At 66.2% G+C, this 15,154-nt stretch carries 13 protein-coding genes and 2 tRNA genes; 7 read left to right on the forward strand and 8 right to left on the reverse strand.

What is annotated here, in order from left to right:
* Positions 1–2: 2 nt before the first annotated feature.
* From BWQ93_RS05225 to BWQ93_RS05235, 3 genes are all read right to left on the reverse strand, one after another.
* Positions 3–854, reverse strand: coding sequence for an HpcH/HpaI aldolase/citrate lyase family protein (locus tag BWQ93_RS05225; RefSeq protein WP_077029591.1), 852 nt, complete (start codon positions 852–854; stop codon positions 3–5).
* A 139-nt stretch (positions 855–993) separates the two neighbouring features.
* Positions 994–1,443: a MaoC family dehydratase gene (locus tag BWQ93_RS05230; RefSeq protein WP_077029592.1), complete on the reverse strand. Its 450-nt coding sequence runs from the start codon at positions 1,441–1,443 to the stop codon at positions 994–996.
* The gene (locus BWQ93_RS05235; RefSeq protein WP_077029593.1) at positions 1,443–3,284 is read right to left on the reverse strand and encodes an acetyl/propionyl/methylcrotonyl-CoA carboxylase subunit alpha; all 1,842 of its coding nucleotides are present in this window, start codon (positions 3,282–3,284) and stop codon (positions 1,443–1,445) included. Before BWQ93_RS05235 ends, BWQ93_RS05230 begins: the two co-directional genes overlap by 1 nt.
* Positions 3,285–3,351: 67 nt before the next feature.
* Here BWQ93_RS05235 and BWQ93_RS05240 point away from each other — a divergent pair, with 67 nt between their 5' ends.
* Positions 3,352–3,546 carry a hypothetical protein gene (locus BWQ93_RS05240; protein ID WP_077029594.1) on the forward strand — a complete coding sequence of 65 codons (195 nt, stop codon included), beginning with the start codon at positions 3,352–3,354 and terminating at the stop codon, positions 3,544–3,546.
* Here BWQ93_RS05240 and BWQ93_RS05245 read toward each other — a convergent pair.
* Positions 3,536–5,134 carry a carboxyl transferase domain-containing protein gene (locus tag BWQ93_RS05245; RefSeq protein ID WP_077029595.1) on the reverse strand — a complete coding sequence of 533 codons (1,599 nt, stop codon included), beginning with the start codon at positions 5,132–5,134 and terminating at the stop codon, positions 3,536–3,538. The two genes, BWQ93_RS05240 and BWQ93_RS05245, sit on opposite strands and share 11 nt — an antisense overlap.
* Positions 5,135–5,280: 146 nt before the next feature.
* Between BWQ93_RS05245 and BWQ93_RS05250 the strand changes: the two genes are divergently transcribed.
* The gene (locus tag BWQ93_RS05250; RefSeq protein WP_077029596.1) at positions 5,281–7,368 is read left to right on the forward strand and encodes a M13 family metallopeptidase; all 2,088 of its coding nucleotides are present in this window, start codon (positions 5,281–5,283) and stop codon (positions 7,366–7,368) included.
* 73 nt (positions 7,369–7,441) lie between these two features.
* Here BWQ93_RS05250 and BWQ93_RS05255 read toward each other — a convergent pair whose 3' ends face one another.
* Positions 7,442–7,915, reverse strand: a complete 474-nt coding sequence (locus BWQ93_RS05255; RefSeq protein ID WP_058809426.1) for an Lrp/AsnC family transcriptional regulator — start codon at positions 7,913–7,915, stop codon at positions 7,442–7,444.
* A gap of 167 nt (positions 7,916–8,082) precedes the next feature.
* Between BWQ93_RS05255 and BWQ93_RS05260 the strand changes: the two genes are divergently transcribed.
* From BWQ93_RS05260 to BWQ93_RS20735, 5 genes are all read left to right on the forward strand, one after another.
* Positions 8,083–9,753, forward strand: a complete 1,671-nt coding sequence (locus tag BWQ93_RS05260) for a histidine kinase dimerization/phospho-acceptor domain-containing protein (protein ID WP_232314744.1) — start codon at positions 8,083–8,085, stop codon at positions 9,751–9,753.
* Positions 9,754–9,813: 60 nt separating this feature from the next.
* Positions 9,814–10,809 carry a polysaccharide deacetylase family protein gene (locus BWQ93_RS05265; protein WP_232314745.1) on the forward strand — a complete coding sequence of 332 codons (996 nt, stop codon included), beginning with the start codon at positions 9,814–9,816 and terminating at the stop codon, positions 10,807–10,809.
* 56 nt (positions 10,810–10,865) lie between these two features.
* Positions 10,866–10,941 (forward strand) — tRNA-Ile (locus BWQ93_RS05270).
* A 58-nt stretch (positions 10,942–10,999) separates the two neighbouring features.
* Entirely contained in the window at positions 11,000–12,478 is a 1,479-nt protein-coding gene (locus BWQ93_RS05275; RefSeq protein ID WP_232314746.1) for a M20 family peptidase, read from the forward strand.
* A 20-nt stretch (positions 12,479–12,498) separates the two neighbouring features.
* Positions 12,499–12,801: a hypothetical protein gene (locus BWQ93_RS20735; protein ID WP_156878142.1), complete on the forward strand. Its 303-nt coding sequence runs from the start codon at positions 12,499–12,501 to the stop codon at positions 12,799–12,801.
* Between the two features lie 11 nt (positions 12,802–12,812).
* Here the strand turns inward: BWQ93_RS20735 and BWQ93_RS05280 are convergent.
* From BWQ93_RS05280 to BWQ93_RS05290, 3 genes are all read right to left on the reverse strand, one after another.
* A tRNA-Pro gene (locus BWQ93_RS05280) sits at positions 12,813–12,889 on the reverse strand.
* Between the two features lie 281 nt (positions 12,890–13,170).
* Entirely contained in the window at positions 13,171–13,455 is a 285-nt protein-coding gene (locus tag BWQ93_RS05285; protein ID WP_077029598.1) for a hypothetical protein, read from the reverse strand.
* Between the two features lie 145 nt (positions 13,456–13,600).
* Positions 13,601–15,028: a M28 family peptidase gene (locus BWQ93_RS05290; protein WP_077032221.1), complete on the reverse strand. Its 1,428-nt coding sequence runs from the start codon at positions 15,026–15,028 to the stop codon at positions 13,601–13,603.
* Positions 15,029–15,154 lie beyond the last annotated feature (126 nt).

Below are 15,154 nucleotides of genomic sequence, written 5' to 3' on the forward strand. Positions count from 1 at the left end.
GATTAATCCGCCAGCGAAAGGATATGCCGCGCCTGCTTCAAATGCGGCGCGTCGACCATCTTGCCGTCGACCTGTAGCACCCCGACGTCGGGGTTGGCCGCAAAGGCGTCGACGATCGCCTGCGCCCGCGCAACCTCGTCGGCGGCAGGGGTGAAGGCGGCATTGATCGGGCCGACCTGCGAGGGGTGGATCGCCATCATCCCGGTAAAGCCGTCGCGCCGGGCGCGCGCGGCATAGGCGGCGAGGCCGGTCTCGTCCTTGATCGCCGGAAAGACCGTATCGACCGCCGCAACCCCCGCGGCGTGCGCCGCGAACAGCGTCATCGCGCGCGCGACCTCATAGGGCGGCGTATAGCCGCCGTCGGCCTCGCGGCTCGTCGTCGCGCCGATTGCCGCGGGGAGATCCTCGGCGCCCCAGGTCAGCCCGAGCAGCCGGTCCTTCACTTCGCGGTAGCTGCCGAGCGTGAAGATCGCCGCGGGCGTCTCGGTCGCGATCGGCAGTATCGCGGGCAGCGAGGCGTCTTCGGCGGATTCGCTGCGCAATATGGTGTCGAGCTGCAATATGCTCGGCGCGCCCTCGGCCTTCGGCAGCATGATCGCGTCGGGCCGTGCGCCGACGATCGCGGCGACGTCGGCCGCCGTCAGATGCCCGTCAAGCGGGTTGACGCGCACCAGCGTGATGACCTCGCGCGACCCCGCCAGATGGTCGGCGATCGCATGCCGCGCCGTGTCCTTGTTCGCGAGCGACACCGAATCCTCGAGGTCGAGGATGATCGCGTCGGCGCCCGAGGCGGCGGCCTTGGCAAAGCGCTCGGGGCGGTCGCCGGGGACAAAAAGGAGCGAGCGGAGTCTCATGATCAAATCCTCCCCGGAACGGGGAGGGGGACCATGCGAAGCATGGTGGAGGGGGCTGTCGTCATGGAGTGGAGTGTGAGACCGCCAACCCCCTCCGTCAACCCTGCCGGCCGCCACCTCCCCGCGAGCGGGGAGGATTTCAAGACCGCTTCTTGATCAGCGCCGACCGCTCGCACTGGCACACCGTCTCGCCGCGCTGGTTGATCGCTTTGTGCAGGAAGGTCACGATCCCGGCATTGGGCCGCGATTTGCTCTCCTTGAGCCCGACAACCTCGCTCGTCGCATACAGCGTGTCGCCGATGAACACCGGCTTGGGCATGACGAGCTTGTCGTACCCCAGGTTCGCGACCAGCGTGCCCAGCGTCGTATCGCCCACCGACAGCCCGACCATCAGGCTGAAGGTGAAGGTGCCGTTGACGAGGATCTGGCCGAATTCCGACGCCTTGGCCGCCTCGATGTCGAGGTGAAGCGGCTGCGGATTATGCGTCATCGTTGTGAACAGCAGATTGTCGGTCTCGGTCACCGTGCGCCGGATCTCGTGCGTCAGCGTGTCGCCGATCGCCCATTCGTCGAAATATCTGCCGGTCATCAGCCTTCTTCCTTCTCGATCCGCACCAGCAGCGCCTCGACCTGCACCTGCCCGCCGGCCACCGCGTTGAGTTCGGCCACCACCCCGTCGAAGGGCGCGGTCAGGCTATGCTCCATTTTCATCGCTTCGAGCGTGAGCAATTTCTGGCCCTTGATCACCTTATCGCCCGCGGCGACCTCGACCGCGATGACCTTGCCGGGCATCGGCGACAGGATCGCGCCGTCGCCCGCCGCCCCGCCGGTGCTTCCCGCGGCGCGCCAGGGGGTGAGCTGCCACACCGATCCGCTTTCGGCGACGAGCATCGCCGGCGCAGGCTCCTCGGCGCCGGGTCCGTGGAGCGCCACTTCGACACGCTTGCCGTCGAGCAGGAAGGGCGCCGAGCGAACGTCGGGCGCGTTGAGGCGAAAACCGGCCTGCAGCGACCGCGGCGTCATCGCCATTGCGGCATTGGTCAGCGCCTGCGCCGAGGGTTCGGGCTCGGCGGTCATGCTGTCGCCGTCGCGGCCGATGAGGCCGGTGTCGACGCTGCCCGCGACGAAATCGGGGTGGTCGAGCGCATTGATCAGAAACGCGGAATTGGTCTTCACCGGCCAGATCGCGCTGTCCTCGAGCATCTCGGACAAGAGTTCGCGCGCTTCCTCGCGGTCCTCGCCCCAAGCGATGACCTTCGCGATCATCGGGTCGTAGAAGGGCGATACCTCGGCGCCCTCATAGACGCCGGTGTCGACGCGGCCATTATGCTCGGGGAGCTGGAAAAGCTCGAGCGTGCCGATCGAGGGCAGAAAGCCCTTGGCCGGATCCTCGGCGTAAAGCCGCGCTTCCATCGCCCAGCCGTTGATCGCCAGCTCGTCCTGCGCCAGCGGGATCGGCTCGCCCGATGCGACGCGCAGCTGCCATTCGACCAGGTCGACCCCGGTAATCTCCTCGGTCACCGGATGCTCGACCTGCAACCGCGTGTTCATCTCCATGAACCAGATGCGGTCGGCGCGCAGGCCCTCGCTGGCGTCGGCGATGAACTCGATCGTGCCCGCGCCGACATAGTCGACCGCCTTCGCTGCGCGGACTGCGGCGGCGCAGAGCTCGGCGCGCGTCGCTTCGTCCATGCCGGGGGCTGGGGCCTCCTCGATGACCTTCTGGTGGCGGCGCTGCAGCGAGCAGTCGCGCTCGAACAGGTGGACGACATTGCCGTGCATATCGCCGAACACCTGCACCTCGATATGGCGTGGGGTCAGGATATATTTCTCGATCAGCACATGGTCGTTGCCGAACGACGCCGCCGCCTCGCGCTGGCACGAGGCGAGCGCGTCGGCGAAGTCCGCCGCGGCATCGACCTTGCGCATCCCCTTGCCGCCGCCGCCCGCGACCGCCTTGATCAGTACCGGATAGCCGATTTCAGCCGCACGTTCGGCGAGGAAAGCGGGGTCCTGATTCTCGCCCATATAGCCCGGCGTCACCGGCACCCCGGCCTCGGCCATCAGCTTCTTGGCGGCGTCCTTCAGACCCATCGCGGTGATCGACGAAGGCTTGGGCCCGACCCAGACGAGTCCCGCATCGGCGATCGCCTGTGCAAATTCGGCATTCTCCGAAAGGAAACCATAACCCGGATGGATCGCCTCGGCGCCGGTTGCCTTCGCTGCAGCGATGATCTTCTCGCCGATAAGATAGGATTCGCGTGCCGGCGACGGCCCGATATGCACCGCCTCATCGGCTTCGCGCACATGCAGCGCGCGTGCATCGGCGTCCGAATAGACCGCAACGGTACGAATGCCCATCTCGCGCGCGGTGCGGATGATACGGCAGGCGATTTCGCCGCGATTGGCGATGAGGAGGGATTGGATCATTTGTCGATTATCCTTGCCAAGACAGACGGTCTGGCAATTCTCCAGACTCCCAAGCCTTCTTTACCTTATGCTGCGCGGCGGCTGCCGGTCGCGCTTCGACGTCATGTTCCTCAAACGAAAAGCCGGAAAATTCTCCGGTGTTGGTATCGATGAAAAAGGTGCCAGCGCTGCCTTCGTGATGGAAAGCATAGGCAACCTTGCCGCCGTGTTCGCCGACCCGGCGAATATCTACGGTGCCGTATCCCACCACATCACATCCTGAACACGCCGAACCCGCGATCTTCGACCGGAGCATTCAGCGTCGCCGCAAAGGCCAGCCCCAGCACGTCGCGCGTTTGCGCCGGGTCGATGATCCCATCGTCCCACAGCCGCGCGGTCGCGTGATAGGGATTGCCCTCATCCTCATATTTCTGCCGGATCGGCGCCTTGAAGGCCTCCGCCTCTTCCGCCGTCCACTTCTCCGCATCGCGGTGCACCGTCGCCAGCACGCTCGCCGCCTGCTCGCCGCCCATCACGCTGATCCGTGCATTGGGCCAGGTGAACAGGAACCGCGGCGAATAGGCGCGCCCGCACATGCCATAATTGCCCGCGCCGAAGCTGCCGCCGATCAGCACCGTAATCTTCGGCACGGTCGCGGTCGCGACCGCGGTCACCAGCTTTGCGCCATGTTTCGCAATGCCTTCGGCTTCGTACTTCCCACCGACCATGAAGCCGCTGATATTCTGCAGGAAAAGCAGGGGAATGCGGCGCTGCTGCGCCAGCTCGATGAAATGCGCGCCCTTCACGGCGCTTTCGCTGAACAGCACGCCGTTGTTCGCGAGGATCGCGACTGGGATGCCCCAGATATGCGCGAAGCCGCAGACAAGCGTCGCGCCATAATTCGCCTTGAACTCGTGGAATTCGCTGGCGTCGACGATACGGGCGATCGCCTCGTGCACATCATACGGTGCGCGTACGTCCTGCGGAATGATCCCGTACAATTCCTCGCCGTCATATTTAGGCGGCCGCGACTCCTTGATCGCGACCTCGAACCCCGCGTCGCTCCCCAAATGGCTGACGATATCGCGCACGATCGTCAGCGCATGCTCGTCATTCTCTGCGAGATGATCGACGACGCCCGATTTCTTCGCGTGCAAATCGCCGCCGCCCAGATTCTCGGCGCTGATTTCCTCGCCCGTCGCCGCCTTCACCAGCGGCGGGCCGGCGAGGAAGATCGTGCCTTGGTTGCGTACGATTACCGTCTCATCGCTCATCGCGGGAACATAGGCGCCGCCCGCGGTGCAGCTTCCCATGACGCAGGCGATCTGCGGGATGCGCTTGGCGCTCATCGTCGCCTGATTGAAGAAGATGCGCCCGAAATGATCGCGGTCGGGAAACACCTGGTCCTGATGCGGCAGGTTCGCGCCGCCGCTGTCGACGAGATAGATGCAGGGCAGGCGGTTCGCTTCGGCAATCTCCTGCGCGCGGAGATGCTTCTTCACCGTCATTGGATAGTAAGTGCCGCCCTTTACCGTCGCGTCGTTGCACACGATCATGCACTGTCGCCCCGACACGCGTCCGATGCCACAGATCAGCCCTGCGCCTGGGACTTCGCCCTCATAGAGGTCGTTGGCTGCGAGTTGGCCGATTTCGAGGAAGGGCGAACCGGGATCGAGCAGCCGCTCGACGCGTTCGCGCGGCAGCAATTTGCCGCGGCTGGTGTGGCGCTCGCGCGATTTCTGGTTGCCGCCCAGCGCCGCCTCGGCGACACGCGCGCGCAGCTCGTCCTTCAGTGCGATATTATGCGCGGCATTGGCGCGATAGGCCTCGCTATCGGCGTTGATCATCGTTCCCAGGACCGGTGCACTCACGTCGATTTCTCTCCCGTTCAGAATGGCCGCGTTAGCCGGTCGTTCGTCGATTGGAAAGCGCCGCAGGCCGAAATCGGGTGGCGTTGAAACCATCGGCACACAGGCCCGTTGCTTCGGCACATTTTCCCAACACAAGGTCGTCCGCCATGAACCATCGCTTCCTCGCCATCCTGCTGTCCAGCGCCGCCATCCTCGGCTCCACCGCCGCCTGCACCAGCGGCAAGGAGGAAAGCAGCGCCGCCTACACCGTCGGCACCGACCTCGGCATCAGCAAGGCCGCGATGGATACCAGCGCCAAGCCCGGCGACGATTTCTACGCTTACGCCAACGGCAATTGGGACAAGACGACCGAAATCCCCGCCGACCGCTCGTCGATCGGTGCCTTCTACGTGGCGCAGCTCGAAACCGAAAAGCGCAACCGCGAACTGGTCGATGCGATCGTCAAGGGCGACGCCGCCGCCGATACCAACGAAGGCCGCATCGCCGCCTTCTATAAGGCCTATACCGATACCAAGGCGATCGACGCCGCGGGGATGAAGCCCGTCGCCGCCGACATCGCGCGCTTCAACGCGATCGCCGACAAGGCGGCGCTGTCGAAAGTGCTGGGCGAACAGACCCGCGCCGACGTTGACCCGCTAAACGCCACCGATTTCGGCACCGAAAATCTCTTCGGCCTTTTCGTGACGCAGGGGCTCGCCACCCCGGGCGAAGTCATCCCCTATATGCTGCAAGGCGGTCTCGGTTTGCCCGAGCGCGAATATTATCTGTCGGCCGATCCCAAGATGGCGGCGATCCGTGACCAATATCAGGCCTATATCGCCAAGCTGCTGACCGCCGCGGGGCAGCCCGACGCCGCCGCCAAGGCCAAGCGCATCTACGACCTCGAGGTGAAGATCGCCAAGGCCCACGCGACGCGCGAACAGAGCGAGGATTTCACCAAGTCCGCCGCGGTCTGGGCGAAGGGTGATTTCGCGAAGAAGGCGCCCGGCATCGACTGGGACGCGTATTTCGGCGCCGCGGGCCTCGCGGGCGCGGGCAAATTCGGTGCCTATCATGCGAATGCGATCACCGGCCTCTCGGCGCTCGTTGCATCGGAGCCGCTCGACGCGTGGAAGGATTGGCTCGTCTTCCACCAGATCAACAGCCACGCCGATGTGCTGCCGACTGCGGTCGATAGCGCGCATTTCGCCTTCTACGGCACCACGCTCGCCGGCACACCGCAGCAGCGCGCCCGCGACAAGCGCGCGCTCGATGCGCTCGACATCTATCTCGGCGATGCGGTGGGCAAGGCTTATGCCAACAAATATTTCCCCGCCGCGGCGAAGGCCGAGGTCTCCGACATGGTCGAAGGGATCAAGGCGGCCTTCGCCAAGCGTGTCGAGACGATCGAATGGATGGCGCCCGAGACCAAGAAGGAAGCGATCAAAAAGGTCGAGGGGATCGCGGTCGGCGTCGGCTATCCCGAGACCTGGCGCGACTATGGCGCCTACACGATCAGCGCGACCGACGCCTATGCAAATGTCGTCGCGGGCGAAAAGGCCGAGACCGCGCACCAGCTCGCCAAGATCGGCAAGCCGATGGATAAGGGCGAATGGTGGATGGTGCCGCAGACGGTCAATGCGGTGAACCTGCCGGTCCAGAATGCGCTGAACTTCCCCGCCGCGATCCTCCAGCCGCCCTTCTTCAACGCCAAGGCCGATCCCGCCTATAATTATGGCGCGATCGGAGCGGTGATCGGTCATGAGATCAGCCACAGCTTCGATAACAATGGTGCGGCCTTCGATTCGACCGGCGCGCTGCGCAATTGGTGGACCCCAGCCGATCTGGCCAAGTTCAACGCGGCGGGCGACGCGCTCGCTGCGCAGTATGACAGTTACAAGCCGTTCCCCGATCTCGCGCTCAACGGGCGGCTGACGCTCGGCGAGAATATCGCCGACGTCGCGGGGCTGCAGGCCTCCTACGACGCCTATCGTGCCTCGCTGGGCGGCAAGGAAGCGCCGGTGATCGACGGCTTCACCGGCGACCAGCGCTTCTTCATCGCCTTCGCGCAGACCTGGGCGACCAAGATGCGCGCCGAAGCGCTCCGCGCCCGCGTCGCGACCGACGGCCACGCCCCGGGCATGTACCGCGCGCTGACGGTGCGCAACCTCGACGCCTGGTATAAGGCTTTTGACGTGCGGGAAGGCGACAAGCTGTACCTCGCCCCCGACAAGCGCGTGCGGGTGTGGGGCTAAGGTAGCGCCGCGGGCCGGCGCGGACTTGAGATCCTCCCCGTGGCGTCGCCATGGAGAGGATATGGACGAGGGCTCAAGCCTCGACCGGAATCCCCGCCAGCTGCTTCGCGGTGCGGATCGTCAGCGAGGTCTTCACGCTCGTCACATTGGGCGCCGAGGTCAGGTGCGCGGTCAGGAACGATTGGAAGCTCTGCAGGTCGCGCGCGACGACCTTGAGCAAAAAGTCGATCTCGCCGTTCAGCATATAGCATTCGCGCACCTCGGGCAGCGCGCCGACATAATCCTCGAAGGCCTTGAGGTCGGCCTCGGCCTGGCTGCGCAGGCTGACCATCGCGAACACGGTGATGCCGTAGCCAAGCTTCGCCGCGTCTAGGTCGGCGTGATAGCTGCGGATCACCCCCGACTCCTCCAGCGCGCGCACGCGGCGCAGGCAGGGCGGGGCGGTGAGTCCCACCAGCTGGGCCAGCTCGACATTGGTCATCCGCCCGTTTTTCTGCAGCTCGTGCAGGATTTGCAGGTCGATCTGATCGAATTTCTGGCTCGCCATCATTGTAACTTCCGTTTCTCTCTAACGGCATGACCATAATTATATTTCAGGCGATTGCAATTGTCCCACAATGCGACGCGCGTGGTTAAGGCGCTTTCATGACCGCGGGATTCACGCTAGCCGGTAAATATACGCTAACCAGTTCAAGGGGTGGGGGCCCGCACCGCGTGACCGCCGATACGATGATCGCGACCATCTTGCGCCAGGCTCCGGCCGACGGGCGGTCGTGCGTCGCGGCCTGGCGGCAGCTTTCCGATATTCTGGCGCAGCGCGGCAATCAACTGGACGATGACGATATTCGTCGCTCCTTGCACGCGCTCGCGGTCCTGCGTCCGCAGATTCCCGAACCGGTGCGCCGCGACTGCGCGCGCGCGATCGCCCGCCACAGCCGTTTTGCGCCGATCGTCGCGCTCTACGCCAACGACGTGCCCGCGGTGTCGCTCGCGATGCTCCGCGATGCGCAATTGTCGGAGGCCGACTGGCTCGCGCTGCTCCCCGCGACGGGGCCGATGGCGCGCTCCTTCCTTGCCGCGCGGGGCGACCTGCCCGAAGGCGTCAAGCGTGCGCTCGCCAGCCTCGGCGCCGCGTCGGTCGCGCTGCCGCAGCCCGATCCGATGCCCGAGGCCGAGGTCGTTGCGATCGTCGAAGCGGCACCCGCGCCGACTCCGACGCCGCCGCCCGCCGAATCGGAACCCAGCCAGATCAGCGAGCTCGTCCGCCGCATCGACAAATATCAGTCGGCGCGCGGCCAGTCGGCACCCGAGCCGCGCCCGGCGCAGCCCGCACGCGACAGCTTCCTTTTCGAAACCGGCCCCGACGGCGTAATCCACTGGGTCGAGGGCATCCCGCGCGGCGCGGTGATCGGCCTGTCGATCGCCGAGGCCGCGCTCGGCGGCGAGCCGGGTACCGACGGCGTCGCTGCGGGCGCCTTCCGCCAGCGCGCCGAGATGATCAACGCGCGCATGATGCTCGAGGGGGCCGAGGCCGACGCGGGCGAATGGCGCTTCTCGGCCTTGCCCTGGTTCGACCGCGCGACCGGGCAGTTCCGCGGCTATCGTGGCAGCGCCCGCCGCCCGCAGCGCAACGAAATTCCTTATGGTTTGCCCGCCCAGGAGGACAATGCCGGCGATTCGATCCGCCAGCTGATCCACGAACTACGCAGTCCGCTCAATGCGATCTCGGGCTTCGCGCAGATCATCTCGGGCCAGATGTTCGGCCCCGTCAGCCACACCTATCGCGCCATGGCCGACACGATCGTCACCGACGCCGCGGCGGTGCAGGCGTTGATCGACGATTTGCAGGCCGCGACGCGCGCCGCCACGGAACCGGCCCCGCCCACGGGCGAGAACAGCGACATCGGCGCGATCACCGCGCAGGTCGAGCGCGACCTCGGTCCTTTGCTCGCCGAGCACAATGTCGGCATCAGCATCTCGCGCGTCGGCGGGCCCTTTCATGCCGCGGTCGAGGATCTCGCGGCGCGGCGCATGGTCGGCCGCCTGATCACCGCGCTCGTCGACGTCTCCGAATCCAACGGCGCGCTCGTCGGCCAGCTGCTTGCCGACGGCGTGCAGAAAGGCGAGCTGCAGCTACGCCTCGTCCGTCCCGTCGCGATCCGCTTCACCCCCGCGCGCGACCTGCTCGACCCTAGCTACAGCCCCGAGGGCGACGCGCCCGGCGCCGCGATCCTCAGCCTCGGTTTCTCGCTGCGGCTCGTCGACAGCCTCGCGCGTGCTGCCGGGGGGCGGCTCGATATCGGGCATAACGCCTTGACCTTGCACCTTCCCTCGGCCAGTCCAAGCGCTGCTGCGGACCAGCCGGTCCCGCGGCAGCACGACTGACCGGAGCGGGGGCGCTTCGGGAAAATAGGGGAAAATCCGGTGCCGCAGGCCGGAAGTCTTTTGGCGTCTCCGCATGCGTCCGATGTCGTGACGCTCGCCGACGACGAGCGCCCGCATTTCTGGGTCACCATCGACACCGAAGAGGATTTCGACTGGTCGGCGCCCTTCGCGCGTACCGGCTACCGCCTCGACTCGGTCCCCGCGCTCGCCGACTGCCAGCGATATTTCGAGGCGGCGGGGGTCGCGCCCATCTATCTCGTCGACTGGCCGATCGTGGCCGACGATCGCGCGGTCGCGCTTCTCGGCGCCGCGCAGGCGGCGGGGCGCTGCGACATCGGCGCGCAGCTCCACCCCTGGGTCACCCCGCCGCACGACGAGACGGTGGGCGAGCGTAACAGCTATACCGGCAACCTCCCCATCGAGCTCCAACGTGCCAAGATGACCGCATTGCGCGATGCGATCCAGGGCCGCTTCGGCACCCAGCCGCTGGTCTACCGCGCCGGGCGCTACGGGCTCGGCGACCATAGCGCCGCGATGCTCGCCGATCTCGGCTTCCGCTGCGACACCTCAGTGCGCTCGGGCTTCGACTATCGCGGGGGGTACGGCCCCGACTATCACGCGATGCCGCTCAAACCCTGGTGGGTCGAGACGCAGGGCCGGATGATCCTCGAAATGCCGGTGACCACCGTCTTCGGCGGGCTGCTCGGGGGCCTCGGGCGCCCGGCCTATCACCGGGCCGGCGCCGGCGGCCGTGCCGCGCTCGCGCGCCTCGGGCTTTCCGAGCGCATCGCGCTGACCCCCGAGGGCATTCCCGCCGAGCGCGCGTGCAAGGCGATCGACATCGCTGTCGCCCAGCGGCTGCCGGTGCTGAACTTCTCCTTCCATTCGCCCTCGCTCCAGCCGGGCAACACGCCCTATGTGCGCACCGACGCCGACCTCGCCGCTTTCTACCGCTGGTGGGATGTGGTGCTCGCGCATCTCGCGAAACGCGGCATCGCGCCGACCACCGCGACCGAGATATTGGCGATGGCGGAGCGCCGCGCCGGCGCAGCCTGAGCGTTGATGCTTGCCAAGCCTCGCCGCGCTCCGCTATCGCCCGTGCGTCCCCACGGGGGCCTGTAGCTCAATGGTTAGAGCTGGCCGCTCATAACGGCTAGGTTGCGGGTTCGAGTCCTGCCGGGCCCACCATTTTCCTTGCAAATCGAAACCCATCCCGCTCCATGTCGGTAACGAGAATGGGGAGGCGATGATGGGCAAGAAGCGGACGATCCTGCTGGGCGGACTGACGGTGCTGGCCGTGATCGCCGGAACCGTCGCGGTGCGCACGGCAAGCTTCGAACCCGCCGACATCGCCGACGGCGGCGATATCCGGCTCGCCGCGGCGCCCGCTTATGATCTCGCGGCCGCGGTCCAGCATCTCAGCGCCGCGGCGCAGATCCCGACCATCTCGCACCAGGATCCCGCCGAGAATCAGGTCGCCGACTGGGACAAGCTCCACGCCTGGCTCGCGGCGACCTATCCCGCGACACACGGCGCGATGACGCGCACGATCCTGCCCAATCGCACCCTCGTCTATTACTGGCCGGGCAGCGACGCGTCGCTCGAACCGATCATCCTGATGGCGCATCAGGACGTCGTGCCGGTGACCGCGGGGACCGAGAAGGATTGGAAATATCCGCCCTTCGCCGGGACCATCGCCGAGGATGCCGTGTGGGGCCGCGGCACCGTCGACGACAAGGGCTCGCTGATCGGGCTGTTCGAGGCGGTCGAGGCGCTCGCCAAATCGGGCTTCAAGCCCAAACGCGGCATCTATCTGGTCTCGGGCCACGACGAGGAAGCGGGCGGCAGCGGCGCGGTTGCCGCCGCGGCGCTGCTGAAGGGGCAGGGGGTGCAGGCGATCTTCACCCTCGACGAGGGCAGCATCGTGCTCACCGACACGCCTGTGATCGACGGGCCCGCGATCATGATCGGCATCGCCGAAAAGGGCTATGCCACGCTCAAGGTCACCGCCAACGCCCCCGGCGGACACAGCTCGATGCCCCCCGCCGAGACCGGGGTCGAGACGCTGGCGAAGGCGGTGCTCGACATTACCGGCGACCCTTTCCCCATCGAGCTGCGCGGCCCCGGCGCATCTATGATCGAGGCGCTTGCCGCGAAGAAGGGCGGCACCACGAAGATGGCCGTCGCCAACCCCTGGCTCTTCGCGCCGCTGCTCAAGCGCCAGCTCGGCGGCGCGCCCACCACCGCCGCGGCTTTCCACACCACCATCGCGCCGACGATGCTGGAGGGCAGCCCCAAGGAGAATGTCCTGCCGCAATCGGCGAACGCGCTGATCAACTATCGCATCGCGCCGTGGAATCGCTCGACCGACGTGATGGCGCGCGCCAGGGCCGCGGTCGGCGATGGCAAGGTCGATCTCGCCTGGGTTGGCACCCCGCGCGAGCCGTCGCGCGTCTCGTCGACCAGCTCGCAGGGCTGGAAATGGATCGCCGCCGCGGCGCGCGCCGACGCGCCGCAGGCGGTGCTCACCCCGACGCTCGTCGTCGCGGGCACCGACAGCCGCAGCATGGAGCCGGTGTCGAAGGACGTCTACCGCTTCATGCCGATGCATTTCTCGCTGAAGGAATCGGCGATGATCCACGGCACGAACGAGCATATGAAGATCGACAGCTTCAAGCGCATGATCGATTTCTACGCGCGGCTGATCGCGACGTCGGCGGGGTAGGGTGTGAGGGTGTCTTTGATATGAGCGGGAAGAATTTCGCGACGTGGTGGCGGAAATTGCCATGGCAGGGAAAACTTTTGGTTGGATGGGCCGCCTTCGCGTTCACGTCGCTTGTTTTGCTGAAACTGGCGGACTTGGCAGGATTTAGTTTCCCTGAACGCTCGTCAGCGCAGCAATCACCGTTTTCCAGAGACGAGTGCATTCGCCGCCATCAAAGTTCCTACTTTGACCGCAATCCTGACATGTTGGAACTTACCGACGATCAGATCAGTCGGGTGGCACGCGCTTGTGCCATAGAAGAATCTGAATACTACAACTGGTAGCCTCAGAGAATTGGTCGGGGAGACAGGATTCGAACCTGCGACATCCTGCTCCCAAAGCAGGCGCGCTACCGGGCTGCGCTACTCCCCGAACCGCGACGGGCCTTAGAGGGACGATCCGGACAAGTCCATCCCGTCGATGCCCGATGCGCTAATGTCGGTTTTGGGGTGGTTATAGGACATTTCATTTTTCATCGTCATCCCGGCGAAGGCCGGGATCTCGCCGGTGATTCAATGCGACAGGGTGAGATCCCGGCCTCCGCCGGGATACGGAAACCACTAGAAAGCGCCCGTCGTCAACGAAAAAAGGCGGCCTTCCCGAAGGAAGACCGCCCATTTCCAGTTTCGGTCATTGCCCCGAAGGGCTGAGACTTACTTCTTTTCTTCAGCCGGAGCGGCCGGAGCAGCTTCAGCGGCCGGAGCAGCGGCGGCGTCAGCAGCCGGAGCGGCGGTCGCAGCAGCGTCGGCACCAGCGGCAGCAGCTTCGGCGCCTTCAGCGGCGGCGTCGGCGCCAGCAGCGGCGGCGTCGGCGCCGGCTTCGGCGGTCGCGTCTGCGGCCGGAGCTTCGGTGGCGGCGGGCTCTTCAGCAGCCTTTTCACCGCAAGCGGCGAGGGCGAACATGCTGGCAGCAACGGCGATAGCAGCAAACTTCTTCATGATGTGTGGCTCCCTAAAATGCCTTTCCGCGGTAGGGAAAATCCCGTCACGCGAGCCGCGGGATTTAGCCGTTTCGTGCCAATCGTCAACAAAAATAATTGAGTTGGCGCGCCTCCCGCGGAAATCCTACCATTTTGGTTGAGTATTACGTCAGCTCGGCATCGGCGCTGTTCGCCAGAATCGCCAGAGTCGCGGTCCACGCCACCACATTCTGCCGCAATTGTGCCGGATCGATCTTGTCGAGCGTGTCGTCGGGCGTGTGGTGCAGGTCGAAATAGCGCGTGCCGTCCTGTTGCAGGTCGATCGCGGGCACGCCCGCCGCGACCAGCGCGCCGATGTCCGCCCCGCCGCTCGCGGGCGTCTTGCCGCGGGTGATGCCGAAGGGCGCCAGCGCCGCCGCGATCCGGTCCTCCAGCGCCTTAGCGCTCGCGGGGAGCTTGAAATCGACGCGCCACACGCGATCCGCCCCGAAATCGGATTCGAGCGCCACCGCATGCTTCTCGGTCCCGTGCTTTTCGAAATAGGCCTTGCCGCCGAACACCCCGACTTCCTCGGCGCCCGCCCACAATATGCGGATCGTGCGCCGCGGCTGGCCCGCGCTCATCACATGCTTCGCCGCCGCGGTGATGATCCCGCAGCCCGCGGCGTCGTCGATCGCCCCGGTGCCGAGGTCCCAGCTGTCGAGGTGGCAGGCGACGATCACGGGTGAGGCGGCGGGATCGCTGCCCGGCACTTCGGCGATCACATTGCCCGAATGTTTGGTGCCGAGGTCCCGCGGGGTGAGGACGAGCTTCATCCGCAGCGGCTCGGGCACATAGACAATGGCGCCCGTCTCATTCTCCCTGGTGTGCATTGCTTGCGCGCGCACCCACTGGCGCGCCAGCTGGTCGGCGTCGGGGTTCGACAGCGCCCCCGCGGGAATCGGCTTCACCCCCGCCTCGAAATTGGTGCCGCCGGTATGGGGCCCGCGATGATTGTCGGTGCCGATCGAGCGGATCACGACGGCGATAGCGCCTTTCTTCGACGCCGCATTGGCGCCCATGAAGCGCCCGCGGCCATATTGGCCGTAGCCGCTGCCGTCCTGCGTCCGTTCCATCTGGTTATTGATGAAGACGATCTTGCCCTTCACCTCGGCATCGGGCGCGGCGAGCAGCGCGTCGTAGCTGGCGAAATAGGCGATCTCGCCCTCAATCCCCTTAGGGCCGGTCGAGGCGCTGTTGCCGAGCGCGGCGATATGCAGCTTCTGCGGCAGGAAGGGGCTGGTCAGCGATGCTTCTTCGGCGCCGCGCACCCACACTTTCATGTCGAACTGTTCTTCGCGCACATTGGCGAAGCCCAGCGCTTGCAGCCGCGCAACCGCCCAGCGCCGCGCCGCGGATTCGGCCTCGGTCCCCGCCATGCGCGGGCCGATCTCGGTGGTCAGGTCCTCGGTGATCGACCAGGCGATATCCTTGCCCTGCTGCGGCAGCTCAACCGCGCTCGGCGACGGCGGTAGCGAGGCGGCGACGCTGGTGGCGGCCAGCAAGGCGGCGGTCAGCCCGGCGGCGCAGGCGAGGGGGGCGGTGATTTTCATGCCGTCGTCGTAACCGCGCGCGCCGTCCGCGCAAGCGTCGATTGCCAACGCCGCGCCCATTCGCTAACCGGCGCGCAACATCTCTCCCGGCCGCCCGCGCGCGGTCCAGCCAGACATCGGAGCAAA

The organism is Sphingopyxis sp. QXT-31, from assembly GCF_001984035.1.
Lineage (GTDB): Bacteria > Pseudomonadota > Alphaproteobacteria > Sphingomonadales > Sphingomonadaceae > Sphingopyxis.